Here is a 22,631-nt window from a genome sequence, read left to right as displayed (position 1 = left end):
AATAGAACCTCGCTGTCAGGCAATCACTTTCGCGTCGTGCGTCGGTGCGCCCTGGCGTCGGGTTTCGACGATGAAATCCGCGGCACGCTCGCCGATCATCACGGTCGGCGCATTGGTATTGCCGCCGATCAACGTCGGCATTACGGAGGCATCGGCGATACGCAGATGCGTGACGCCGCGCACGCGCAGTTGCGCATCGACGACCGAGCGCGCATCGCCGCCCATGCGGCAGGTGGCGACCGGGTGATAGATCGTGTCGGCGTGGGCGGCGATGGTCGCGCGCAGTTCGGCGTCGCTCTGGCCCGCGTGCGTGTAGATCTCGCGGCCGCCCATCTGCGCGAGCGGCGCGGCATCCAGAATGCGCCGCGCGAGGCGCGTGCCGGCCACCAGCAGATCGAGGTCGCGCGTATCCGAGAAAAAGCGCGGGTCGATCACGGGCGCGACGCGCGCATCGGCGCTCGCGAGCGTGACCGTGCCGCGGCTCGCCGGGCGCAGCACGCAGACATGCAGCGAATAACCGTGCCCCCAATGCAGGCGGCGGCTGTGATCGTCGACGAGCGCGGTGCAGAAGTGCAGTTGCAGATCGGGCCGGTCGAGTTCCGGGCGGCTCTTGATGAAGCCGCCCGCCTCGGCCACGTTGGTCGTGAACATGCCGCGCCGCGCGCGCAGATAACGCAGCAGGCCGGGCACCATCTTCGCGGCGCCGCGCAGCGAATAGCCCACGGTCTCGCTCGAATGCACGCGCTTGTTATAGGTGAAGTCGATATGGTCGATCAGGTTGCGGCCCACCTCGGGCGCATCGTGCAGCACGCCGATGCCGTGCGCGCGCAGTTGATCGGCGGGACCGATGCCGGAACACATCAGCAGTTGCGGCGTGTTGAAGGCGCCCGCCGCGAGAATCACTTCGGCGCGCGCGAACAGCGTTTCGGTGCGCCCGCCGCGCGCGACTTCGACGCCGCTTGCGCGCGTGCCGTCGAAGCTCACGCGCAGCACGGTGGCATCGGCGATCAGATGGAGATTCGGGCGCAGCTTGCCGTAGAGATAGGCGCGTGCCACGGTGCAGCGCTCGCCGCCGCGCTGCGTGACCTGATAGAAGCCCACGCCTTCCTGTTCCGCGCCGTTGAAGTCGTCGTTGGCCGGAAAGCCCGCTTCGCGCGCGGCCGCGACGAAGCGCTGCGCCACCGGATTGCGCTCGACCAGATCCGAGACGCCCAGCGGCCCGCCCGCGCCGTGCCAGGGATTCGCGCCGCGCGCGTTGTCCTCGGCGCGCAGGAAATACGGCAGCACGTCGTCCCACGCCCAGCCCGCACAGCCCAGTTGCGCCCATTCGTCGTAATCGAGCCGATGGCCGCGCGTGTAGATCATCGCGTTGATGGCGCTCGAACCGCCGAAGCCGCGCCCGCGCGGCTGGTAACCGCGACGGCCCGCGAGGCCCGGCTGCGGCTCGGTCTGGTAGGCGTAGTTGTTCTTCGTGCGAAACGGCACGAGCGCCGCCACGCCCATCGGCATGTTGACGAAGAGATTGCGTTCGGTATGCGGACCGGCCTCGATCAGCGCGATCTGGGCCTCGGGACAACGCTCGGCCAGGCGTCCGGCGAGCGATGCGCCGCCCGAGCCGCCGCCTACGATGATGTAGTCGTATTCCATCTAGTTTGCCTCCCTGTATCCGACCGAAGTTGCAGCCGGCGTCGGGATGAGGCACGCTAGATGCACGCTCGTTCGATTTTGTTGTATCGCGCATTGTAGGAAGCGTCTGAAGCTTGGGTCAGCATTTATGTCAGAGCGCACCCTCTAATTCTGACGGGCTGTCGGTGGCTCATAGGCGGCTACCATGAAGGACGGTTCAGCCAACAGAGCTGAAAGGTTCCGGCAAGCATCACAGGGAGCGCCGGAGCATTCTCCAGCCGCAATCGCGGACACTTCATGCGCGGGCGCTTACCAGGCGGCCCGCCGCGCCGCCGCTCCCGCCGCCGATACGAAACACGCGAAACACGCGAAACACACGAACCACGCGAACCACGCGAACCACGACAACATGACCGGCCGCGCCCGCCCAGGCGCGCCGCCGATGGAGACAGGTCACGATGGAACCGCTCGAATCGATGCAGACCGCAGCGATGGCGCCCGGCACGCACCGCGCCGGCACCACGCACGAAGTCACGAATCAGGCTCCGCCGCTCGCCGATTACAACCTTTTTGCCTGCGACCCGGCGCTGGGCGAAGCGCTCGCGCGCGCAGGCGCCGAGTGGCATCGCGATGCGCTGACGCAACACGGCGCGAAGCTCGGCGAAGCGGCCACGCTCGAACTCGCCGATCTCGCCAACCGCCACGCGCCTGAACTGCACACGCACAGCCCGCGCGGCGAGCGCATCGATGCCCTCGAATTCCATCCGGCCTGGCACGATCTGCTCGCCCTGCTGCGCGCCGAAGGCCTGCATGCGCTGCCGTTTTCGCAGCCGCGAGCGGGCGCGATGGCCGCGCGCTGCGCGGGCTACTTCCTGCACGCGCAGCTTGAATCGGGCTCGCTGTGTCCGCTCACCATGACGTTTGCAAGCATTCCGGTGCTGCAAAACGAACCCGCGCTGTTCGAAACGCTGCGCGACAAGCTCTACACACGCGAGCACGACGCGCGCGACGTGCCGCTCGCGCAAAAGCGCTCGATGATGATCGGCATGGGCATGACCGAGAAACAGGGCGGCTCGGATGTGCGCAGCAACCGCACGGAAGCGCGCCCGGTCGGTGTCGCGAGCGGACGCGGCGCGCCTTATCTGCTGACCGGCCACAAATGGTTCTTCTCCGCGCCGCAGTGCGACGCGCATCTGGTGCTCGCGCGCAGCACCGAACACGACGCGCTCTCCTGCTTCTTCGTGCCGCGCTTTCGCCCCGACGGTACGAAAAACGCCGTCGTCGTGCAGCGCCTGAAAGACAAGCTCGGCAATCGCTCGAACGCCAGCAGCGAGGTGGAATTTTTCGACGCCTACGGCGTGATGGTCGGCGACGAAGGACGCGGCGTGCCCACCATCATCGAAATGGCGAATTTCACGCGGCTCGACTGCGTGATCGGCAGCGCGGCGCTGATGCGCGCGGCGCTCGTGCAGGCGATTCACCATGCGCGCCACCGCAGCGCGTTCGGCCGCCTGCTCGCCGATCAACCGTTGATGCAGAACGTGCTCGCCGATCTCTCGCTGGAATCCGAAGCCGCCACCGTGCTCTTCATGCATCTGGCGCAGGCGTTCGAGCAAGCCACGCCCGATCGCAACACGGAAGACGACAGCGCGCGCATCGCGCGCGCGTGGCGGCGCATCGTCACGCCCGCCGCGAAGTTCTGGGTTTGCAAGCGCGCGCTCGCCTTCACGGGCGAAGCGATGGAAGTCTGGGGCGGCAACGGCTATGTGGAAGAAGGGCCGATGGCGCGCTTTTACCGCGAAGCGCCCGTCAACTCGATCTGGGAAGGGTCGGGTAACGTGATGTGCCTCGACGTGCTGCGCGCGCTGGAGCGCGAAGCCGACGCCGCGCAGGCGCTCTTTCTGGCGTGGCGGCGCGACGCGGCCGGGCATCCGGTGCTGGGCGCGGCGCTCGATCGTCTGTCGGCGCTGCTCAACGGAGCGCCCGGCACGCGCGAAGCCAGCGCGCGGCGCATCGCCCAGCAGATCGTGCTGATCGCGCAGGCCATGCTGCTGCGTGCGGGGCCGCCCGAAGTCGCCGAGGCCTTTATCGCCACGCGTCTGGACGAGCACGACGCCGATTGCGGCCGCGTGTCCGGCACCCTGCCCGCGCGCTTCGATCACGCGGCGCTGATCGCGCGCGCCCTGCCCATCGACTATCTGCAGCACACCGCCGCCTGAACCGCGCCCGACGCCAATCTCAAAGGACCGACCATGAAGCACGATCTGCCCGAAGCCGTCGCCCGCGCGAGCGGTGACACCGCCAACGCGAATTCCAGCGCGGACAGCACGCTCGGCGAGCGCCTCGCGGCGCAACGCGAAGCGTATCTGCGCGCGCCGTTTCCCGCTTGGAGCGAACGCGCGCGCCATCTGCGCGCGCTGCGCGACGTGCTGTTCGCGAACCAGGACGCGCTGGCCGATGCCATGAACGCCGACTTCGGCCAGCGTTCGAAAGCCGAAGTCGCGCTCGCGGAATTCGTGGTGCTCAAGCAGGAAATCGATTCGGCGCTCAAGCACGGCGAACGCTGGATGCGGCCGCAGCGCCGCCGCGCCGGCAAATGGCTGATGCCGGGCCGCGCACGCGTGGTGCCGCAGCCGATCGGCGTGGCGGGCATCGTGGTGCCGTGGAACTATCCGCTGCTGCTCGGCGCGGGGCCGCTGGTGTGCGCGCTCGCGGCGGGCTGCCGGGCGATGATCAAGATGTCGGAACTGACGCCGCGCACCTCGGCGCTATTCGCGGATCTGATCGCCCAGACCTTCGCCGCCGATCACGTCACGGTCGTCAACGGCGACGCCGCCGTGGGCGCGGCCTTCACCGCGCTGCCCTTCGATCACCTGCTGTTTACCGGCTCGACGCGCATCGGCCACGAAGTCATGCGCGCGGCCGCCGCGAACCTCACGCCGGTCACGCTGGAACTGGGCGGCAAGTCGCCCGCGCTGATCGGCGAACAGGCGCGTTTCGAGTACGCGGTGGACAGCCTGCTGCTCGGCAAGACGCTCAACGCGGGGCAAACCTGCATCGCGCCCGATTACGTGCTGCTGCCGCGCGGCAAGGAAGAAGCGTTTATCGTGCGGGCGCACCAGCGCTTCAACGAGCTTTATCCCGATTTCGCGCGCAACCACGACTACACCTCGATCATTTCGCCGAAGCACTACGAACGGCTGGAGCGTCTCGCCGACGAAGCCCAGGCCGCAGGCGCGCAACTGCACGCGCTCGGGCCTCGCGACGCGGCCACGCGCCAGTTCGCGCCGGTGCTGGTGACGGGCGCGCCCGCGCACACGCAGTTGATGCAGGAGGAAATTTTCGGGCCGCTGCTGCCGATCGTGCCTTACGACTCGCTCGACGAAGCGCTGCGCTACGTGAACGCCCGCGCGCGGCCGCTGGCGCTCTACCTTTACGCCGACGACTCGCAAACCGTCGATCGCGTGACGCGCGAGACCATTGCGGGCGGGATGTCGGTGAACGAAACGTTGATGCATATCGCCGCCGAAGGCCTGCCGTTCGGCGGCGTGGGCGCGAGCGGCATGGGTTCGTATCACGGCTACGAAGGCTTCTGCACGTTCTCGAAGATGAAGCCCGTGTTCACGCAGGCGCGCCTGAACGGGCGGCATCTGATCGCGCCGCCCTACGGCAAGCTGTTCAATACGCTGATTCGCCTGATGCTGAAGTTCTAGCGCGGGGTTACCGGCGCGGCTTCAGCCCGGCAGGGCCGGAAAGCGATAGGCGTGAATCGCGAGCGCCTTGGCGTCGGGCACATCGCCTTGCGCGGATTGCGCGGATTTCGGCGCTTTCGCGGCGTCGGCCTTCGCGCCGCTATCGACGGCTTCGAGCTTGTGCAGCCAGGCGAGCAGTTCCGCCACCGCCTGATAGAGCTGCGGCGGAATCTGCGAGTCCAGATCCACCTGCATCAGCAGCGAGACCATTTCCGGCGCCTCGTGCACATAGAGGCCCGCTTCCTTCGCGCGCTGCACGATCATCTCGGCGACAAGGCCATAGCCTTTCGCGACCACGCGCGGCGCGCCATCGCGCGAAGCGGGATCGTCGTAGGCGAGCGCCGCGGCGCTCCTGCGGTTCGTGCGGCTCATCCGCGCTCCCAGTCGTTCGGATCGGTTGAGTCGGTGGTTGCTGCGGCTGCGGTGGCCGTTGCGGCTTCGGCGGCGTGGTGCTCCGGCGCTGGCGCGGCGGCGTTGCGCGCGTAGGCGTCGGCGGCGCGTGCCGCATCGGCGGCGCTCGCGTGCACCGTGCCACCGCCGATTTCGCGGATCGACAAACCCGCCAGCGCAAGTCCCAGCGCTTCCAGCCGCCCACGCAACGCTTCGCTGTTGTCGGTGAGTCGCTGCGCGCCGCCAGGGCTCGCCTGCACGCGCACCGCGAGCGTTTTGCCCGTGAGCGTCAGTTCGGCATCCACCGTGCCGAGCGACGGCAGCGCCAGCGTCAGGCGCGTGTGCCAGGGCGTGGCGTCTTCTTCGGTGCCGCGGCCGCCATTGCCGGGGTCGCGCGGATCGTATTCGTCCGGTTGAATCGTCCAGTCGAGGCGCACGCCCGGCCAGGCTTCGCCGGTCCAGCGGAATTCGCCGGTGGCGAGCAGATCGAGCTGCTGACGCACCAGCGGCAGCAGCGCTTCATGCACGCCTGCGCTCGCGCCCGCGCCGCCCGGTGCATGCACGGCGGGCAGCAGCGTGTCGCCGAGCAGCGAAGTCGCGTGACCGCGTGCGGCTTCCTGCGCGAAGGCGGCATTGGTTTCGGCGCCGCGCGACGTGCCGGGCGCCTGCTGCGCCGCATTCGCCGCTGCGCGCGCGCCCTGCTGGGCGGCGTTCGGCAGTTCGGTCCAGAAAACGTCGTCGATGTCGTCGGGCGAAGACGCCCAGTCGAGCGGCAATTGCGCGCCGCCGCCGGTGAGGCGGTTCTGGAGTTCGTCGGCGAGATCGCCCGGCGTGCGCTGGCCGCGCAGCCATTGGGCCAGATGCGATTCGTAGAACAGGCCGCTTTGCGCCACGGTCTGCGCGAGCGAAGCCGCCAGCGCCGCCACCGGCCCGGCCTGCGCCGCGAGCGCGACGCCCGTGGCGCTCGGGGTGTTTTGCGCACTTGCAGCGTTCGCCGCGTTCGCGGCGTTGGTCGTGTTAGTTGCGTTGGCGGTATCGGCAGCATCCGCGCCGTCCTGCGCCGCGCCCACGAGCCCGGCCTGCGCCTCGACTTCCGCGAGCAGCGCCGCTTCCAGCGCCTGCGCGGCAGCGCTGGCCGGATTCGTCAGCCCCGGCAGCGGCAGGGATTGCGCGTCGGCGCCTGCATCGGCTGAATCGGGATCGCTCCACACCGGCGCGCGGCCAACCACGGCGGGCGTGGCCTCGCCGCCGGAGCGGATGATCGCGTCGAGCGCCAGCGCCACCGCCGACAGCACGGTCTGCGCCGACGCCTGCGGCGTATCGACGCTCTGCGCGTCGGGCAGCGCGATGGCGCCGCCCGCGAGCGCGGATACGCCCGTCTGCGCGGTGCCGGCGCTGCTCTGCGCGCCGGTCGGCCCCAGCGCGCCTATGCGGCTCGCGAGCAGCGACGCGGCGCTGGTGTCGATTCCGTTCATGCGGAGCGTGGGCCTGGTATGGCGCCGCGCGCCCCCGCTATCACGGGTGGCGGCGCGGCATTTTTTGTTTGCGGGGTGGTGATCGGGTTACCTGACCCAGCGCGTGTTCAGCGCGCCCCGTACATCTCCTGCAGCACCCGGGCGGGTTGCGCGGTGCCGTGAAAGAGCGCCGACAGGCGCGCCATGCACGGACTCGCGAGATCGCGGATTGCTGCATCGTCGGCCAGGATCTGCCGGATCAACTCGAACTTGCGCGCTCTTTCGTCGGTGGTCAGCCGCACGCCGAAATCGGCGTTCTTGAGCGCGTCAACGAGGTGCCGGTATTCCTCCTGGAGGCCAATCAACTCGTTCCAGTGCGAATCGCGTGCGGCGCAGAGCATTTGCCCCGAGACCGTCGCGATCGCTTCATAGCGGGCGAAGTAGTCTGCTTTCGAACTCATCTCGTCAATGAACCGGACGATGGTCCGGAGGCCTGTGCGGCCATCCTTGCCACTTCCGGCGCAATCCCCAACCAGGCTTCCTCGAGCGTTGCCAGCAGGCCATCGACTTCGACCAGCATGGACTCGCTCTGTTGAATGTTCGCTTCCAGCAAACGTCGCGTCATATAACTGTAAAGTCGATTCAGGCGCTGGGCGATTTCGCCCCCTGCTTCGACATTCAACGCCAGCTGTAGCCCGCTTTCGACGATCCGGATCGCCTTTCCGATCGCCTCGCCACGCGGCCCCACGTTGCCCATCTGCATATGCATGCGGGCCTGTGCAATCGCCTTGCGCGCACCTTCGTAAAGGAGCGCGATCAGCTTGTGCGGACTCGCGCCCATCACCCCCGTTTCGACACCGACGCGTGCATAGGCGTTGGCTCCAGACTGGGTAGCGGAAAACATCAGCGCTTCTCCTTCGAACGTGCGGCTGTGGATACGGTGCATCCGGCCCTTTGCAAGAGGCATGAGCCGGTTCTAGCCGTGTTATCGGAAAAAGAAGGGCGAAGCTTTAATGGGCGTGTCGGGGTAAGCGCGTAACAGCTCCTTTCCTTACACCTGAATCTGCATGATGTCGGTGTAGGCGGAGACCAGTTTGTTGCGCACCTGCAGCCCGAACTGGAAGCCGATATTGGCCTTCTGCATGTCGACCATCACGTCGTTGAGCGAAATATTGCTGGCCCCCAGCTCGAACGCCTGCGACTCGCCGACGGCCTTTTGCTGGTCGCCGCTGATCTTGTCGATCGACGCCTTGAGCGCCGAGGCGAATTCGCCTGCGGTCGCCGCTCCCGAGCTGCCGTCGGCGGCCGCGGCAGCCGACGTCCCTGCCGCCTGCGTGGCCATCGCCTGCATCTGCGCGAGGGCCGACGTGAGTGGGTTGACTGGCACAGTCATGTTTGCTCCACGAGAAAAAGGGTGTGCTTTGGCGGGCGTCGGCTCCGATCTGGGCCATGCCACTCGTGCGGCCCCGGTCCGGCCCGCACGGTGAGCTTTTGATCGCCCGCCAGGACCCGGTCTGCATACACATTTCCGAGCCTGCCGAGAGCATATCAGCGGGGTATTTTCGATAGCCCCGAAACTAGGGGGAAAACCCGGCTCTATTCGCGCAATCGGGTTGTCACCGGCCCCGGATAATCCCTGTCGTGAAAGTCTCCGTCGTGGGCGTCTGTTATAGGGCCGCGGCGGGACATGCAAGTCTCCCGGAGATACCCGTCGCATGGATTCGTCTGCCAACTCTTTGATCAACCCCGACGCCCGCATGGGCCTCGCTACCAGCGGCGCTGCCACAGGCGCAGCCGCGGGCGGCGCCATGCCTGGCGGCGCGGACGACCTGGGCGGTGGCTTCGCGCAGCGCCTTGGCTCGCTGTCGTCGCTGCGCAGCGTGCGCGGCAACCCGCGCGCTCCGCTCATCATCGCCGTGGCCGTGCTGGTCGCCGTGGTCGCCGGTCTGATCCTCTGGTCGCGCGCGCCCGACTACAAGGTGCTCTACAGCAACCTGTCGGACCGTGACGGCGGCTCGATCATCACCGCGCTGCAGGCCGCGAACATTCCCTACAAGCTGTCGGAAAACGGCAGCGCGATCCTGGTGCCGTCCGACCAGGTCGGCGAAATGCGTCTGCGCCTGGCCCAGCAAGGTCTGCCCAAGAGCGGTTCGGTCGGCTTCGAGCTGATGGACAACCAGAAGTTCGGCATCAGCCAGTTCGCCGAGCAGGTGAACTACCAGCGCGCCCTCGAAGGCGAGCTAGAGCAAACGATTCAGTCGATCCAGAGCGTGAAGTCCTCGCGCGTGCATCTGGCCATTCCGAAGCCTTCGGTGTTCGTGCGCGAACGCGAAGCGCCGTCGGCGTCGGTGCTCGTGAACATGTATCCGGGCCGCGTGCTCGACGACGGCCAGGTGGCCGCGATCACCCATATGGTGGCGTCGGCCGTGCCCGATCTGCCGGTGCGCAACGTCACCGTGGTCGACCAGGACGGCAATCTGCTCACGCAAAGCGCCACCAGCGCGGGTCTGGACGCTTCGCAGCTCAAGTACGTGCGTCAGGTCGAACACGACACGCAGTCGCGCATCGACCAGATCCTCGCGCCGCTGTTCGGCTCGGGCAACGCGCGCTCGCAGGTGAGCGCCGACCTCGACTTCTCGCATCTGGAGCAGACCTCCGAGAACTACGGCCCGAACGGCAACCCGCAACAGGCTTCGGTGCGCAGCCAGCAGCAGAGCATCGCCACCGATTCGTCGCAGGCGAACGCGGGCGGCGTGCCGGGCGCGCTGTCGAACCAGCCGCCGCAGCCGGCTTCGGCGCCGATCGTCGCCCCGGCGGGCGCCAGCGGCGCAGCCGCCTCGACGCCGATCTCGGATCACCGCGACACCACCACGAACTACGAGCTCGACAAGACCGTGCGCCACTACCAGCAGGCGGCGGGCGATATCAAGCGCCTGTCGGTGGCCGTGATCGTGAACTATCAGCCGAAGGTCGACGCCAAGGGCCACGCGACGATGCAGCCGCTCGACGCGCAAAAGCTCGCCCAGGTGGAGCAGCTGGTGAAGGACGCGATGGGCTACGACCAGAAGCGCGGCGACTCGGTGAACGTCGTCAACGCCGCCTTCCAGCAGGACGTCGATCCGAACGCCAATCTGCCGTGGTGGCGCCAGCCGGACATTCTCGCGCTCGCCAAGCAGGTCGCGACGTGGCTCGGCATCGGTGCGGTGGCCCTGTTCCTGTATTTCGTGATGGTGAAGCCGGCGCTGCGCCGCGCGTTCCCGCCGCCGGCGCCGCCGGCTGCCGTTTCGGCGCTCGGTGTCGACGCCGGCGAGCCGATGCTGCTCGACGGTCTGCCGCAGGTCGAGAAGATCGAAGGCACGGGCGGCGAGGTCGAAGGCGATCCGGGCTTGCTGGCCCTCGAAAACGAGAAACACAAGTTTGAACGCAACCTGGAATTCGCCCGCAGTATCGCGCGCCAGGATCCGAAAATTGTCGCAACCGTTGTCAAGAGCTGGGTGAACGATGAGCGCTGAAGGAGCCGTCAAGAGCGCACTGCTGCTCATGTCGATCGGCGAGGAAGAGGCCTCTCAGGTCTTCAAGTTCCTCGGGCCGCGCGAAGTGCAGAAGATCGGCGCCGCCATGGCCGCGCTGAAGAACGTCAAGCGCGAGGAAATCGACGTCGTGCTGCAGGAGTTCGTCAAGGAAGCGGAGCAGCACACGGCGCTCTCGCTCGACTCGAACGACTACATCCGCAACGTGCTGACCAAGGCGCTGGGCGAGGACAAGGCCGGCGCCGTGATCGACCGCATCCTGCAGGGCGGCGATACGAGCGGTATCGAAGGCCTGAAGTGGATGGACTCGGGCTCGGTCGCGGAACTGATCAAGAACGAGCACCCGCAGATCATCGCGACGATTCTCGTGCACCTCGACCGCGACCAGGCGTCGGAGATCGCTTCGTGCTTCACCGAGCGTCTGCGTAACGACGTGCTGCTGCGTATCGCCACGCTCGACGGCATCCAGCCGCAGGCGCTGCGCGAACTCGACGATGTGCTGACCGGCCTGCTCTCGGGCAGCGACAACCTCAAGCGCAGCCCGATGGGCGGCATCCGTACGGCCGCTGAAATTCTCAACTTCATGACGAGCCAGCATGAAGAAGGCGTGATCGAGAACGTCAAGCAATACGACGCCGAACTCGCCCAGAAGATCATCGACCAGATGTTCGTGTTCGAAAACCTGCTCGACCTCGAAGATCGCGCGATCCAGCTCCTGCTCAAGGAAGTGGAGTCGGAATCGCTCATCATTTCGCTCAAGGGCGCCCCGCCCGCGCTGCGCCAGAAGTTCCTCGCGAACATGTCGCAGCGTGCCGCGGAACTGCTCGCCGAAGACCTGGACGCGCGCGGTCCGGTGCGCGTTTCGGAAGTCGAGACGCAGCAGCGCCGTATCCTGCAGATCGTGCGCAATCTCGCCGAGAGCGGTCAGATCGTGCTAGGCGGCAAGGCGGAAGACGCGTATGTCTGACGAAGCCACCCGCGAGTCGGCGCGCGCGCGCTCGGCGTATCAGCGCTGGGAGATGGCGTCGTTCGACCCGCCTCCCCCGCCGCCGCCGCCGCCCACGCCCGACGAGGAAGCCCTGTTCGCGGCCCAGTTGCAGCGTCTGCGCGACGACGCCCATCAGCAGGGCCTCGCGTCCGGCCATGTGGCGGGCCAGGCGCTCGGCTATCAGGCCGGTTACGACCAGGGCCAGAAGCAGGGTTTCGAGCAAGGGCTCGAACTCGCGCGCGCCCAGGCGAACCAGCTCGCGCAACTGGCGCAGCGTTTTTCGGACGCGCTCCAGACCGTCGAAGCTGGCGTGGCGGAAACGCTCGTCGATCTGGCGATGGATATTGCGCAGCAGGTGGTGCGCCAGCACGTGCAGCACGACCCGACGGCGCTGCTGGCCGCGGCACGCGAAGTGCTCGCCCATGAGCCGCAATTGATCGGCTCGCCGCAACTCGTGGTGAGCCCCGCCGATCTGCCGGTGGTGGAGGCGTATCTGATGGAAGATCTGCAGGCGCGCGGCTGGACCGTGCGCACCGACGCCACGCTCGAACGCGGCGGCTGCCGCGCCCAGGCGGCGACGGGCGAAACCGATGCGGGCATCGCAACACGCTGGGAACGCGTGTCGGCGGCGCTCGGCAAGGCGCGGCCATGGTAAATCCGACGCTTCATCAGACCGTGCAGCAGGCGATCCACACGGGCGGCCTGACGCCGCTCGAACAGGAACTGGCGCTGGCGTCGTTCGGGCCCGCGGCCCATGACCCGGCGCAAACCGCTGCCGTGCTGGTGAACGACGAAGAAGAAGCGCAGGCGAGCGATACCGCCAGCGCCGATACCGAAGGCGCAGCGGCCGAGCCCGCGCCCTACGTGCCGCCCGCGAATTACGACCCGAACAATCCGCATCACGCGGTCTGGAACGCTCACCTGAACCGCGTGCGCGCGCGCAATGAACTGGCGCTGCCGCTGCGCGGCTGCGGACGCCTGACGCGCGCGGCCGGCCTCGTGCTCGAAGCCGTGGGCCTGCGCCTCGCCGTGGGCGCCGAAGTGATGATCGAATTGCCGCCGGGCAGTTCGCTGCCGATGGCCGAAGCCGAAGTCGTGGGCTTTGGCGGCGACAAGCTGTTCCTGATGCCGACCACCGAAGTCTCGGGCCTGTTGCCCGGCGCACGCGTGTGGCCGCTGGAAAGCGCGCCGATCGCCGATCCGATGGCGGGCGCCAAGCGTCTGCCGGTCGGCTGGGGCATGCTCGGCCGCGTGGTCGACGCGTCGGGCAAGCCGCTCGACGGCCTCGGCCCGCTCAATACAGAAGCCGACGCGCCGCTCACCGCGCCCGTCATCAATCCGCTGAACCGCGAGCCGATCCACAAAGTGCTCGACGTGGGCGTGCGCGCGATCAACGCGCTGCTGACCGTCGGGCGCGGCCAGCGCATGGGCCTGTTCGCGGGCTCGGGCGTCGGTAAATCGGTGCTGCTCGGCACCATGGCGCGCGCGACCAGCGCGGAAGTCATCGTGATCGGCCTGATCGGCGAGCGGGGCCGCGAAGTCAAGGAATTCATCGAGCAGATCCTCGGCGAGGAAGGGCGCGCGCGCTCGGTCGTGGTGGCCGCTCCGGCCGACGTTTCGCCGCTGCTGCGCATGCAGGCGGCCGCCTATACGACCTCGCTGGCCGAATACTTCCGCGATCAGGGCAAGCACGTGCTGCTGCTGATGGATTCGCTCACGCGTTACGCGATGGCGCAGCGCGAGATCGCGCTGGCGATCGGCGAGCCGCCCGCGACCAAGGGTTATCCGCCTTCGGTGTTCGCCAAGCTGCCCGCGCTCGTCGAACGCACCGGCAATGGCCCGGAAGGCGGCGGATCGATCACGGCTTTCTATACTGTGCTGACCGAAGGCGACGACCAGCAGGACCCGATTGCGGACTCCGCGCGCGCGATTCTGGACGGCCATATCGTGCTCTCGCGCTCGCTTGCGGAAGCGGGGCACTATCCGGCCATCGACATCGAAGCGTCGATCAGCCGGGCGATGACCGCGCTGATCGACGACCAGCATCTGAACCAGACGCGTGCGTTCAAGCAGATGCTGTCGCGCTATCAGCGCAACCGCGACCTGATCAACGTAGGCGCTTATGTAAGCGGACGCGACGCCGTGCTCGACCGGGCGATCCAGTTGTATCCGCGTATCGAGGCATTTTTGCAGCAGGGTTTCCGCGAAACGGCGGATTATGACCAGAGCGTCGGCATGCTTGGCGCGCTGCTTGGCAATGGCGGACCGGGCCGCGCGTAACGCCGCCCCGTCCACTGAGCGAGGAACGACGACATGACGAAACAGACCGCGTTGCAGACCCTGATCGGTCTCGCGCAGGACGACGTGGATGCCGCGACGCAGCGCCTCGGGCGCGTGCAGCGCGAGCGCAGCGAAGTCGAAAAGCAGCTCAAGGCGCTGATCGACTACCGCGAGGAGTACCACGTGCGTTTCACCGAATCCGCGCGCGCGGGCATGGCCGCGGGCAATGTGCGCAATTTCCAGGCGTTTATCGACACGCTCGACGCCGCTATCGATCAGCAGCGCCGCATGCTCGATCAGGCGACCCAGCGCGTGGAAGCGGCCAAGCCCGAATGGGCGCGCACCAAGCAGAAACTGGGTTCGTACGAAGTGCTGCAATCGCGTCAGGACGCCGTGCAGGCCCGCGTGGAAGCCAAACGCGACCAGCGCGATTCCGACGAATTTGCCGCCCGCGCCATGCGCATGCGCGCCCAGCATTCATAAATTGACTGCGGCGCCCGCATCGCCTCTATTTGCGGGCGCAATGACAGTCATCGTCTAATACACCGTTCAGGATTTTCGGGGCAGACCTCATGTCGCTTCTTTCTGCAGTCAGTTCGCTCTTCGGAGCCGTGGACCCCACCGCTAGCGGCAACGCCACCTCTTCCAGCCAGGCGAACGCCAGCCAGGGCTTTGCGCAGACGCTGCAGCAGAGCATGGCCGCGCAAGCCGCCAGCCAGGCCAGCAGCAACCAGCAGGCCATCCAGCAGCAGTCGAACGCCGCGGCCGCGCAGAACTGGAACAGCGCCAGTGCCAGCGCCCAGGCTTCGCAGAATTCGCAAAGCGCGCACTCGTCGCAAGCGTCGGGCTCGCAATCCACGCAGTCGAGCCAGTCGTCGAGCGGCAGTTCGTCGACGCAGGGCTCGAAGCACGCTTCGAAGACCGATCGCCGCGCGAGCGACGCCAGCGCCCAGCAGCAGACCGATGCCGCCGGTGCGGCGGCCGCCGCCCAGGCACAGCAGGCGCAAGCGGCCCAGCAGGCCGCGCAGCAAGGCCAGGACGGCAGCAGCGACGGTAGCGACGCCGCGCAGGACGGCAGCGACGCCACGCTCGCGAGCGTCGCTCAAGCGGCCGCCGCCGCGGCGAACGGCACCGGCACGGCCACGGACGCCAGCGACAGCACGAGCAGCGCGCCGAAATCGGTCAGCGACGCTCTGGCGGCAGCACTGAACACGCTGCGCAGCGGCGCGGCCACGCTCAACACGCGCGCCGCCGCGACCACCACCGACGCCAGCGCGGCGTCGGGCGGCGCGAGCATCGCCAGCAGCTTCGCGACCCATCTGGGTACGCAGGCGAAATCGAAGGCGCTGGACACGGCCATCGACGATAAAAGCACGGCTACGACCGGCTCGGCGAAAACCGTGGCGGGCGCAACCAACGACGCCACCGCACAGAACGCCAATGCGCTGCTCGCGGCCGCCGCGCAAGCCAGCTCGCAGACCGACGCGTCGAGCGCATCGAACACCGTGACCGACGCGCTCGCGGCCAGCCAGGCGGCTGCGGCCGCCGCGCAGGCGCAAGCCACCCAGGCGGCCAGTGCGGCCAACAACCCGGCGGCGGCATCGGCGGCGGCGTCGAGCACGATTTCGCCGCAGGTCGGCACCTCGGACTGGGAAGACGCGCTCAGCCAGAAGGTCGTGTTCCTGTCGAACGCGCATCAGACCTCGGCGGAACTCACGCTCAACCCGAAGGATCTCGGCCCGCTCCAGGTCGTCCTGCAGGTCGCGGACAACCACGCGCACGCGCTCTTCGTCTCGCAGCACCAGCAGGTGCGCGAAGCCGTCGAAGCCGCGTTGCCGAAGCTGCGCGAGCAGATGCAGGAAAACGGCATTGGCCTGGGCAGCGCGAGCGTGAGCGACGGTTTTTCGCGTCAGATGAACCAGCAGGCGCAGCAGGACAGCAGCGGTAGCGGCTCGGGCGGCGGTTCGCGTTCGTCGCGCTCGGGATCGTCCGGCCTCGCCTCGACGGGCGGCGTGGACGACGTGGCGAGCAGCGCCGCCACCACGGCTACGAAGCGCACGGTCGGCCTGGTCGACACCTTCGCCTGAAGCGGATGACAGTCGCTTCGGCAAGCCGAAGCGACCCGAAGCGCCCCGAAGCGCCCCGAAGCAATAAAGCAACAAAACGCAGCAACGAAGGGCAAGAAGAAGGAAGAAGCAGCAACAAGCAGCAACAAACGGGGCAAAGTGCGACGCCGCCGGACCACAGCAACGCAGTCCGGCGCCGCCCGCGCGAGGCGCCGCGCATTGCAATGCACAAAGGGGGGCTCGCCCGCTCCCCGCCTTCCTGCTACGCTCTTTCCCCCATTCCCGGCGAAACGCCCGCCCCGCACCGGCACAAAGCCACGAGATAGCCGGAAATCCCCCGTCTATTCCTCCCATCGCTGTAAGGCAAAAGCCGCAACAATGCAGGCTGCCGGAATGAATGCGAGCGCCACGCCAGCAAGGCGCGGCCCGTACTCCGAACCCGTACCCGAACGCACCAGATTCGCACACCGACATGGCGACCACGACCGCAAACCAGCAAGCCGCCCCGCAAGGCGCAAAACCCGGACCGCTGAAGCGCATCCTCCTCATCGTCATCATCGCGATCGTCGCCGCGGGCGCGGCCGGCGCGGGCGTATGGTTCTTCATGTCGCGCCATGCCGCGAGCGCACCGAGCGCAAGCGCGCCGCCGCCGCCCGCCGTGCCCGTCTACTACGCCCTCGAGCCGATGACGGTGAACCTGCAATCCGATGACGGCGAAACGCATTACCTGCGTATCGGCCTCACGCTCAAGCTCGACAGCCAGGCCACCCAGGACGCGCTGGTCGCGCGCATGCCGGAAATCCGCAGCCGCGTGCTGCTGGCGCTGTCGAACAAGAATCCGTCCGATCTCGCCCCGCTCGACGGCAAGCGCACGCTCGCGGCCGAACTGGCCAAGCTGATCGCCCAGCCGTCGGACCCGCGCGCCGAGCCCGCCAAGGTCGAGGACGTCCTCTTCACCGAATTCGTCGTGCAATAAGAGCATGGACAGCGCGCAGACATTCGAGGACTTCGCATCATGAGCATGGGTCACGACGAGTTCATGTCGCAGGAGGAGGTCGATGCCCTCCTCAAGGGCGTCACCGGCGAAGTCGATACCGATTCGAGCCAGGCTGAAAAGCAGGGCGTGCGTCCGTACAACATCGCGACGCAGGAACGCATCGTGCGCGGCCGGATGCCCGGTCTCGAAATTATTAACGAGCGTTTCGCGCGCCTGTTGCGCGTGGGCATCTTCAACTTCATGCGCCGTACCGCCGAAATTTCGGTCGGGCCGGTGCGCGTGCAGAAATACAGCGAGTTCACGCGCAACCTGCCGATTCCGACGAACCTGAACCTGGTGCACGTGAAGCCGCTGCGCGGCACGTCGCTGTTCGTGTTCGATCCGAATCTGGTGTTTTTCGTGGTCGACAACCTGTTCGGCGGCGACGGGCGTTTCCATACGCGCGTCGAAGGCCGCGATTTCACGCAGACCGAACAGCGCATCATCAGCAAGCTGCTGAACCTGGTGTTCGAGCATTACACGAGCGCGTGGAAAAGCGTGCGGCCGCTCAATTTCGAGTACGTACGCTCGGAAATGCACACGCAGTTCGCAAACGTTGCCACGCCCAACGAGATCGTGATCGTCACGCAGTTCTCGATCGAGTTCGGTTCGACCGGCGGCACGCTGCACATCTGCATGCCGTATTCGATGATCGAGCCGATCCGCGACGTGCTGAGCTCGCCGCTGCAAGGCGAAGTGCTCGACGTGGACCGCCGCTGGGTGCGCGTGCTGTCGCAGCAGGTGCAGGCCGCCGAAGTGGAACTGACCGCCGATCTGGCGCAGGTGCCCATCACCTTCGAGCAGATCCTGAACATGAAGAAGGGCGATGTGCTGCCGATGAACGTTCCCGAGCACATCGTCGCCAAGGTGGACGGCGTGCCGGTAATGGAGTGCGGCTACGGAATTTTCAATGGTCAATACGCGTTGCGGGTCCAGAAGATGATCAGCGCAGCCGACACGATGAAGGAAGGTGGATATGAGTGACATCAACGGCACGAGCGCTGACGAACCGGTGCTCGATCCAGACGGCCCGGAGGCCGCAGCGCAAGCTGAAGCAATGGAAGTAACGGGCGCAGCCAATACAACAAGCACGGAAGACGAGATGGCGATGGACGATTGGGCCGCCGCACTGGCCGAGCAGAACAGCAACGACGCACCCGCCGCACAACCGGCGGCCGTGTTCCAGCCGCTTTCGAAGGTCGATCAGAATTCGACGCGTAACGATATCGACATGATTCTGGACATTCCCGTCCAGATGACCGTCGAACTCGGCCGCACCAAGATCGCCATCCGCAACCTGCTGCAACTCGCGCAGGGTTCGGTGGTGGAGCTCGACGGCCTCGCCGGCGAACCGATGGACGTGCTCGTGAACGGCTGCCTGATCGCCCAGGGCGAAGTGGTGGTGGTGAACGACAAGTTCGGTATCCGTCTGACCGACATCATCACGCCGTCCGAGCGGATCCGGAAACTCAACCGATGAAATCGCTGGCCGTGCTGCGCCGTACTTTCGCTGTTGCTGCGGTTTCGCTTGCCAGCGTCGCGGCTCGCGCCGCCGACCTGCAGGCGGTCAACCAGGCGGCGCGCTCGGCCTCGGGCGCTTCCGCCGTGGTGACGGGCAGCGCGGTGCCGTCGCTCGGCTTCGGCGCGGTGCTGCAAACGGTGCTCGGTCTCGTGCTGGTGATCGCCGTGGTGTTCGCCTGCGGCTGGCTCGCGCGGCGTCTCGGGCTGCAGCATGGGCCGAAGAACGCGCTGATCAAAACCGTCGGCGGCGCATCGCTCGGCGGCAAGGAGCGCGTGGCCGTGGTCGAGATCGGCGATACCTGGCTGGTGCTGGGCGCCTCGCCCGGCAGCGTGACGCTGCTGCACACGATGCCCGCGGGCGAGTTGCCTGCCGGTCATGTCGCGGCAGGTGTCGCGAGCGCCGCCGGCGGCCCCGCCCTGCAAGGCAGCTTCGGCCAGCGCTTTCGTGACGCGCTGAAGCACGAAGCCGGCAAACGGTTCAATCCGCGATCCAGCGCGCGACCCGACGCACAATCCGGCGCGACACCCAACCGTCACGACGGCGGAGCGCAGTAAATGCACGGCAGTCCCCTTTCCGACGCAGTAACGGGCGCCAGCGCCCGCATGCAATCTTCTTCGATCGTGACGTCGAATACCCGTTTCGGCCGCTTCAAGGCGGCACTCAAGGCGCGCCTTTCGCGCTCGGCCCTGCCGCTCGCGCTGCTGTTCGCGCTGACCGCCGTGGTGCTGATGCTGCCGCATCTCGCGCATGCCCAGGCGGCCCAGCCGCAAGGCCTGCCCGCTTTCAACACGAGCCCCGGCCCCGGCGGCGGTACGACCTATTCGCTGAGCGTGCAGACGATGCTGCTGCTCACGATGCTGTCGTTCCTGCCCGCGATGGTGCTGATGATGACGAGCTTCACGCGCATCATCATCGTGCTGTCGCTGCTGCGCCAGGCGCTCGGCACGACTACCACGCCGCCCAACCAGGTGATCGTCGGTCTCGCGCTGTTTCTCACGCTGTTCATCATGTCGCCGGTGCTCGACAAGGCCTATAACGACGGCTACAAGCCGTTCGCGGCCGGCACCCTGCCGATGGACGAAGCCGTGACGCGCGGCGTCGCGCCGTTCAAGACCTTCATGCTGCGCCAGACCCGCGAGTCCGACCTCGCGCTCTTCGCGCGCATCTCGCACGCCGCGCCGATGCAAGGCCCGGAAGACGTGCCGCTCACGCTGCTGGTGCCCTCGTTCGTGACGAGCGAGCTGAAGACCGGCTTCCAGATCGGCTTCACGATCTTCATTCCGTTCCTCATCATCGACATGGTGGTGGCGAGCGTGCTGATGTCGATGGGTATGATGATGGTCTCGCCCGCGACGATCTCGCTGCCGTTCAAGCTGATGCTGTTCGTGCTGGTGGACGGCTGGCAATTGCTGATCGGCTCGCTCGCGCAGAGCTTCACTTAAGGACAGCCGCGATGACGCCCGAAATGGTCATGACGCTCTCGCACGAGGCCATGTATGTCGCGCTGCTGCTGGCTGCGCCGCTGCTGCTCGTGTCGCTGGTGGTCGGTCTGGTGGTGAGCCTCTTTCAGGCCGCCACGCAGATCAACGAAAGCACGCTGTCCTTCATTCCCAAGCTCGTCGCGATTGCGGTGACGCTCGTGATCGCCGGTCCGTGGATGCTCACCACGATCCTCGACTACATGCATCGCATGTTCACGAGCATTCCGGCGCTCGCGGCCTGAAGCGCGCCGCGCCCGCACCGGCCCGCTTTTCCACGCGATGTTCACCGTCACCTACGCGCAGCTCAATCTCTGGCTCACCGCGTTCCTGTGGCCGTTCACGCGCATCCTCGCGCTGATCGCCACCGCGCCCGTGGTGGGCAACCGCTCGATCACGACGCGCGTGAAGATCGGCCTCGCGGCCTTCATCACGCTGATCGTGGCGCCGACGCTCGGCGCCATGCCGCAGGTCACGGTGTTTTCGGCCGAGGGCGTGTGGATTCTGGTCAATCAGTTTCTGATCGGCGTGGCGCTGGGCTTCACGATGCAGATGGTGTTCGCCGTGGTGACGGCCGCCGCCGATCTGATGGGCGCCGGCATGGGCCTGTCGTTCGCATCGTTCTTCGATCCGCAATCCAATAGCAGTTCGCCCGCGCTGTCATCGTGGTTCAACATGATGGCGATGCTGGCGTTTCTCGCCTTCGACGGCCATCTGCAGATGATCGCCGCGCTCATCGAAACCTTTCGCAGCGTGCCGGTGTCGGCCAGCGTGCTCGGCGGCAATGGTTTTCGCATCCTGGTGGGCTGGGGCGCGATGGTGTTCAACTCCGGGCTGCTGCTTTCGCTGCCGGTGGTGGTGGCGCTGCTCATCACCAATATCTCGCTGGGCATTCTGAACCGCGCGGCGCCGCAGATCGGCGTGTTCCAGATCGGCTTTGCGGTCACCATGCTCGTGGGTCTGCTGCTGATCCAGTTGATGATGCCGAGTCTGATTCCCTACTTTTCGCGGCTGTTCGATAGCGGGATCGAGGAGATGGGGCGGGTTGCGGCGGCGTTGAAGCCGCCAGGCTGAGCGACGGGCCAGTAGGGTTCGAAGTAGGGTTAAATGGCTACGCAAACCGTTGAATCTACGGCCGTTTCCCGAAAGCGCTGTAGGGTTCGATGTAGGGTTGCGCGACACCAGCAAAAACGGCGGCAGGCCCGAAAGCCTGCCGCCGTTTTTTCATGCCGCCGCGCCCGAGCCGAAGCCCGGGCCCGCGCCATCAAGGATTGATGTACTGGAACAGCGAAAGCTGCTGCGTGGTCGCGAAGCTCTTCTGCGACGCCGTCAGCGCGTTCGAGATCTGCTCGTATTGCGTGATCGCGGCCACCGTGTTCGTGCTCACCAGATCGTCGAGATTCGAGCTGACCTGCAGCGAATTGGTCGACGTCACGGTCTGCAGCGCCTTGATTTCCTGCTCGCGGCCGCCCACTGAAGCCTGCATCGTAATGACATTGGACGTCGAGTTGCCGATCTGCGTGAGCCCCGTCTGCAGCGCGTTTTGCAGCGTCGCCGTGGCGGTCGGGTTGCCGGTCGCCGAGGTCTGGAGCGCCGAAATCACCGCATCGATGCTCGAAAACACGCTGCTGTTCTGCGCCGCCGTGGCCGGCGTCACCGAGAAGCTGTCGCCCGTCTCCGGCGTGCCCGAGATCGTCACGTTCATGCCGCTGCCGAGGTCGATCGTCGAGCCGTCCGTGTAAGCCTGGTTCGAGGCGAGCGTGGTCGCGGGCGAAGTCGTGTTGTCGGTCACCGTGTAGGTGAGCGCGCCGCTCGTGCCGCCGAACTGGATCGTCAGGTTGTGGCCGTTGGTCGCCTGGGTCGGGTCGGTGACCGTCACGCCGCTGATCGTGCCCGTGCCCTGGTTGGACGAGCTGCCCGAGGCCACCGCCAGGGTGCCCACCGACGACACGCTCTGGAACACCGCCGCGCCCGTGTCGCTGATCGAGATCGAGCGCGAACCGGCCACCTGCACGGTGCGCTGGCCCAGGTCGCCGTTGTACGTCACGCCGCCGCCCGCCTGGTTCGTGAACACCTGCGAGGTGCTCTGGAAGCCCGAGAACAGGTAGTTGCCGGTGCCGTCCGTGGTGTTGGCGAGCGTGAGCAACTGGCTGCGTTCGCCCTGCAACTGCTTGGCGAGCGCCTGACGGTCGTTGTCGTTGAGCGAGCCGTTGATGGCCGACTGGATCTGCTGGCTCATCGCCTGCAGCGTCGTCGTCACGCTGGACAGCGTCGAATCTTCGAGTTGCAGCGACGACAGCGCCGTGCTCTGGTTCGCCGCGTACTGCGTGAGGTTGGCGCTGGTGGCCGAAAGCTGCACGGCCTGCGCGGCGCCGAGCGGGTTGTCGGCCGGATTCGAAATGGCCACGCCCGTCGAAATCTGCTGCTGAACCGACAGCAGGCTGGACTGCTGGTTTTCCATCGTCGAAAGGCTCGACGAGTAAATCTGGGAAGTCGCGATACGCATGGT

At 66.9% G+C, this 22,631-nt stretch carries 22 protein-coding genes; 15 read left to right on the top strand and 7 right to left on the bottom strand.

The window, feature by feature from the left end:
- Nucleotides 1-15: 15 nt before the first annotated feature.
- Nucleotides 16-1,647, bottom strand: a complete 1,632-nt coding sequence (locus tag U5A67_RS10230; RefSeq protein ID WP_321813875.1) for a GMC family oxidoreductase — start codon at nt 1,645-1,647, stop codon at nt 16-18.
- Nucleotides 1,648-2,084: 437 nt separating this feature from the next.
- On the opposite strand from U5A67_RS10230, the gene U5A67_RS10225 reads away from it, so the two are divergent.
- Both U5A67_RS10225 and U5A67_RS10220 read left to right on the top strand, forming a co-directional pair.
- Nucleotides 2,085-3,845, top strand: a complete 1,761-nt coding sequence (locus U5A67_RS10225) for an isovaleryl-CoA dehydrogenase (RefSeq protein ID WP_321813874.1) — start codon at nt 2,085-2,087, stop codon at nt 3,843-3,845.
- A gap of 33 nt (nt 3,846-3,878) precedes the next feature.
- Complete coding sequence (locus tag U5A67_RS10220; protein WP_321813873.1) at nt 3,879-5,339, top strand: coniferyl aldehyde dehydrogenase; 1,461 nt, start codon at nt 3,879-3,881, stop codon at nt 5,337-5,339.
- A gap of 21 nt (nt 5,340-5,360) precedes the next feature.
- Here U5A67_RS10220 and U5A67_RS10215 read toward each other — a convergent pair whose 3' ends face one another.
- From U5A67_RS10215 to fliE, 5 genes are all read right to left on the bottom strand, one after another.
- Entirely contained in the window at nt 5,361-5,750 is a 390-nt protein-coding gene (locus U5A67_RS10215; RefSeq protein ID WP_321813872.1) for an EscU/YscU/HrcU family type III secretion system export apparatus switch protein, read from the bottom strand.
- Nucleotides 5,747-7,243, bottom strand: a complete 1,497-nt coding sequence (locus U5A67_RS10210) for a flagellar hook-length control protein FliK (RefSeq protein WP_321813871.1) — start codon at nt 7,241-7,243, stop codon at nt 5,747-5,749. The genes U5A67_RS10215 and U5A67_RS10210 overlap by 4 nt, the downstream gene beginning before the upstream one ends.
- Nucleotides 7,244-7,350: 107 nt before the next feature.
- Complete coding sequence (locus tag U5A67_RS10205; RefSeq protein WP_205987059.1) at nt 7,351-7,683, bottom strand: flagellar protein FliT; 333 nt, start codon at nt 7,681-7,683, stop codon at nt 7,351-7,353.
- The gene (gene fliS, locus U5A67_RS10200; RefSeq protein WP_205987058.1) at nt 7,680-8,126 is read right to left on the bottom strand and encodes a flagellar export chaperone FliS; all 447 of its coding nucleotides are present in this window, start codon (nt 8,124-8,126) and stop codon (nt 7,680-7,682) included. Before fliS ends, U5A67_RS10205 begins: the two co-directional genes overlap by 4 nt.
- Nucleotides 8,127-8,273: 147 nt before the next feature.
- Nucleotides 8,274-8,615: a flagellar hook-basal body complex protein FliE gene (gene fliE, locus U5A67_RS10195; protein WP_205987057.1), complete on the bottom strand. Its 342-nt coding sequence runs from the start codon at nt 8,613-8,615 to the stop codon at nt 8,274-8,276.
- Between the two features lie 322 nt (nt 8,616-8,937).
- Here fliE and fliF point away from each other — a divergent pair, with 322 nt between their 5' ends.
- From fliF to fliR, 13 genes are all read left to right on the top strand, one after another.
- A complete protein-coding gene (gene fliF / locus U5A67_RS10190; RefSeq protein WP_205987056.1) occupies nt 8,938-10,734 on the top strand; it encodes a flagellar basal-body MS-ring/collar protein FliF in 1,797 nt (598 codons plus the stop codon).
- Nucleotides 10,724-11,719, top strand: coding sequence for a flagellar motor switch protein FliG (fliG, locus tag U5A67_RS10185; protein WP_205987055.1), 996 nt, complete (start codon nt 10,724-10,726; stop codon nt 11,717-11,719). Before fliF ends, fliG begins: the two co-directional genes overlap by 11 nt.
- Complete coding sequence (gene fliH, locus U5A67_RS10180; protein WP_205987054.1) at nt 11,712-12,395, top strand: flagellar assembly protein FliH; 684 nt, start codon at nt 11,712-11,714, stop codon at nt 12,393-12,395. Before fliG ends, fliH begins: the two co-directional genes overlap by 8 nt.
- Nucleotides 12,389-14,020, top strand: a complete 1,632-nt coding sequence (fliI, locus tag U5A67_RS10175) for a flagellar protein export ATPase FliI (protein WP_321813870.1) — start codon at nt 12,389-12,391, stop codon at nt 14,018-14,020. Before fliH ends, fliI begins: the two co-directional genes overlap by 7 nt.
- Before the next feature lie 33 nt (nt 14,021-14,053).
- The gene (fliJ, locus tag U5A67_RS10170; RefSeq protein ID WP_205987052.1) at nt 14,054-14,503 is read left to right on the top strand and encodes a flagellar export protein FliJ; all 450 of its coding nucleotides are present in this window, start codon (nt 14,054-14,056) and stop codon (nt 14,501-14,503) included.
- An 89-nt stretch (nt 14,504-14,592) separates the two neighbouring features.
- Nucleotides 14,593-16,107: a flagellar hook-length control protein FliK gene (locus U5A67_RS10165; RefSeq protein WP_321813869.1), complete on the top strand. Its 1,515-nt coding sequence runs from the start codon at nt 14,593-14,595 to the stop codon at nt 16,105-16,107.
- Nucleotides 16,108-16,558: 451 nt separating this feature from the next.
- The gene (fliL, locus tag U5A67_RS10160; protein ID WP_205987050.1) at nt 16,559-17,062 is read left to right on the top strand and encodes a flagellar basal body-associated protein FliL; all 504 of its coding nucleotides are present in this window, start codon (nt 16,559-16,561) and stop codon (nt 17,060-17,062) included.
- A gap of 45 nt (nt 17,063-17,107) precedes the next feature.
- Nucleotides 17,108-18,106, top strand: coding sequence for a flagellar motor switch protein FliM (fliM, locus tag U5A67_RS10155; RefSeq protein WP_205987076.1), 999 nt, complete (start codon nt 17,108-17,110; stop codon nt 18,104-18,106).
- 73 nt (nt 18,107-18,179) lie between these two features.
- Nucleotides 18,180-18,602: a flagellar motor switch protein FliN gene (gene fliN, locus U5A67_RS10150; protein WP_241024699.1), complete on the top strand. Its 423-nt coding sequence runs from the start codon at nt 18,180-18,182 to the stop codon at nt 18,600-18,602.
- On the top strand, nt 18,599-19,198 hold the full coding sequence (fliO, locus tag U5A67_RS10145; RefSeq protein WP_321813868.1) for a flagellar biosynthetic protein FliO: 600 nt from the start codon (nt 18,599-18,601) through the stop codon (nt 19,196-19,198). Before fliN ends, fliO begins: the two co-directional genes overlap by 4 nt.
- 48 nt (nt 19,199-19,246) lie before the next feature.
- Nucleotides 19,247-20,086 carry a flagellar type III secretion system pore protein FliP gene (gene fliP, locus U5A67_RS10140; protein WP_415767805.1) on the top strand — a complete coding sequence of 280 codons (840 nt, stop codon included), beginning with the start codon at nt 19,247-19,249 and terminating at the stop codon, nt 20,084-20,086.
- A gap of 11 nt (nt 20,087-20,097) precedes the next feature.
- Nucleotides 20,098-20,367 (top strand): flagellar biosynthesis protein FliQ, encoded by a 270-nt coding sequence (gene fliQ / locus U5A67_RS10135; RefSeq protein ID WP_205987047.1) that lies wholly within the window; start codon nt 20,098-20,100, stop codon nt 20,365-20,367.
- Nucleotides 20,368-20,404: 37 nt separating this feature from the next.
- Nucleotides 20,405-21,196, top strand: a complete 792-nt coding sequence (gene fliR, locus U5A67_RS10130) for a flagellar biosynthetic protein FliR (protein ID WP_205987046.1) — start codon at nt 20,405-20,407, stop codon at nt 21,194-21,196.
- Between the two features lie 190 nt (nt 21,197-21,386).
- Here fliR and flgL read toward each other — a convergent pair whose 3' ends face one another.
- Entirely contained in the window at nt 21,387-22,628 is a 1,242-nt protein-coding gene (gene flgL / locus U5A67_RS10125) for a flagellar hook-associated protein FlgL (RefSeq protein WP_205987045.1), read from the bottom strand.
- Nucleotides 22,629-22,631: the final 3 nt, after the last annotated feature.

Origin of the sequence: Paraburkholderia sp. J69-1 (assembly GCF_905220255.1) — a bacterium.
Lineage (GTDB): Bacteria > Pseudomonadota > Gammaproteobacteria > Burkholderiales > Burkholderiaceae > Paraburkholderia.
Note: the sequence above shows the minus strand (reverse complement) of the source record. Positions and strands in the feature narration are given on the sequence as shown.

Coding starts and splice junctions, on each gene's coding strand:
- fliN (WP_241024699.1), top strand. CDS start 18,180: ATGGAAGTAACGGGCGCAGCCAATACAACAAGCACGGAAGACGAGATG.
- flgL (WP_205987045.1), bottom strand. CDS start 22,628: ATGCGTATCGCGACTTCCCAGATTTACTCGTCGAGCCTTTCGACGATG.
- fliF (WP_205987056.1), top strand. CDS start 8,938: ATGGATTCGTCTGCCAACTCTTTGATCAACCCCGACGCCCGCATGGGC.
- fliE (WP_205987057.1), bottom strand. CDS start 8,615: ATGACTGTGCCAGTCAACCCACTCACGTCGGCCCTCGCGCAGATGCAG.
- U5A67_RS10225 (WP_321813874.1), top strand. CDS start 2,085: ATGGAACCGCTCGAATCGATGCAGACCGCAGCGATGGCGCCCGGCACG.
- fliS (WP_205987058.1), bottom strand. CDS start 8,126: ATGTTTTCCGCTACCCAGTCTGGAGCCAACGCCTATGCACGCGTCGGT.
- fliO (WP_321813868.1), top strand. CDS start 18,599: ATGAAATCGCTGGCCGTGCTGCGCCGTACTTTCGCTGTTGCTGCGGTT.
- fliG (WP_205987055.1), top strand. CDS start 10,724: ATGAGCGCTGAAGGAGCCGTCAAGAGCGCACTGCTGCTCATGTCGATC.
- fliL (WP_205987050.1), top strand. CDS start 16,559: ATGGCGACCACGACCGCAAACCAGCAAGCCGCCCCGCAAGGCGCAAAA.
- fliI (WP_321813870.1), top strand. CDS start 12,389: ATGGTAAATCCGACGCTTCATCAGACCGTGCAGCAGGCGATCCACACG.
- U5A67_RS10210 (WP_321813871.1), bottom strand. CDS start 7,243: ATGAACGGAATCGACACCAGCGCCGCGTCGCTGCTCGCGAGCCGCATA.
- fliQ (WP_205987047.1), top strand. CDS start 20,098: ATGACGCCCGAAATGGTCATGACGCTCTCGCACGAGGCCATGTATGTC.
- U5A67_RS10220 (WP_321813873.1), top strand. CDS start 3,879: ATGAAGCACGATCTGCCCGAAGCCGTCGCCCGCGCGAGCGGTGACACC.
- U5A67_RS10230 (WP_321813875.1), bottom strand. CDS start 1,647: ATGGAATACGACTACATCATCGTAGGCGGCGGCTCGGGCGGCGCATCG.
- fliJ (WP_205987052.1), top strand. CDS start 14,054: ATGACGAAACAGACCGCGTTGCAGACCCTGATCGGTCTCGCGCAGGAC.
- U5A67_RS10205 (WP_205987059.1), bottom strand. CDS start 7,683: ATGAGTTCGAAAGCAGACTACTTCGCCCGCTATGAAGCGATCGCGACG.
- U5A67_RS10215 (WP_321813872.1), bottom strand. CDS start 5,750: ATGAGCCGCACGAACCGCAGGAGCGCCGCGGCGCTCGCCTACGACGAT.
- fliP (WP_415767805.1), top strand. CDS start 19,247: ATGCAATCTTCTTCGATCGTGACGTCGAATACCCGTTTCGGCCGCTTC.
- U5A67_RS10165 (WP_321813869.1), top strand. CDS start 14,593: ATGTCGCTTCTTTCTGCAGTCAGTTCGCTCTTCGGAGCCGTGGACCCC.
- fliM (WP_205987076.1), top strand. CDS start 17,108: ATGGGTCACGACGAGTTCATGTCGCAGGAGGAGGTCGATGCCCTCCTC.
- fliR (WP_205987046.1), top strand. CDS start 20,405: ATGTTCACCGTCACCTACGCGCAGCTCAATCTCTGGCTCACCGCGTTC.
- fliH (WP_205987054.1), top strand. CDS start 11,712: ATGTCTGACGAAGCCACCCGCGAGTCGGCGCGCGCGCGCTCGGCGTAT.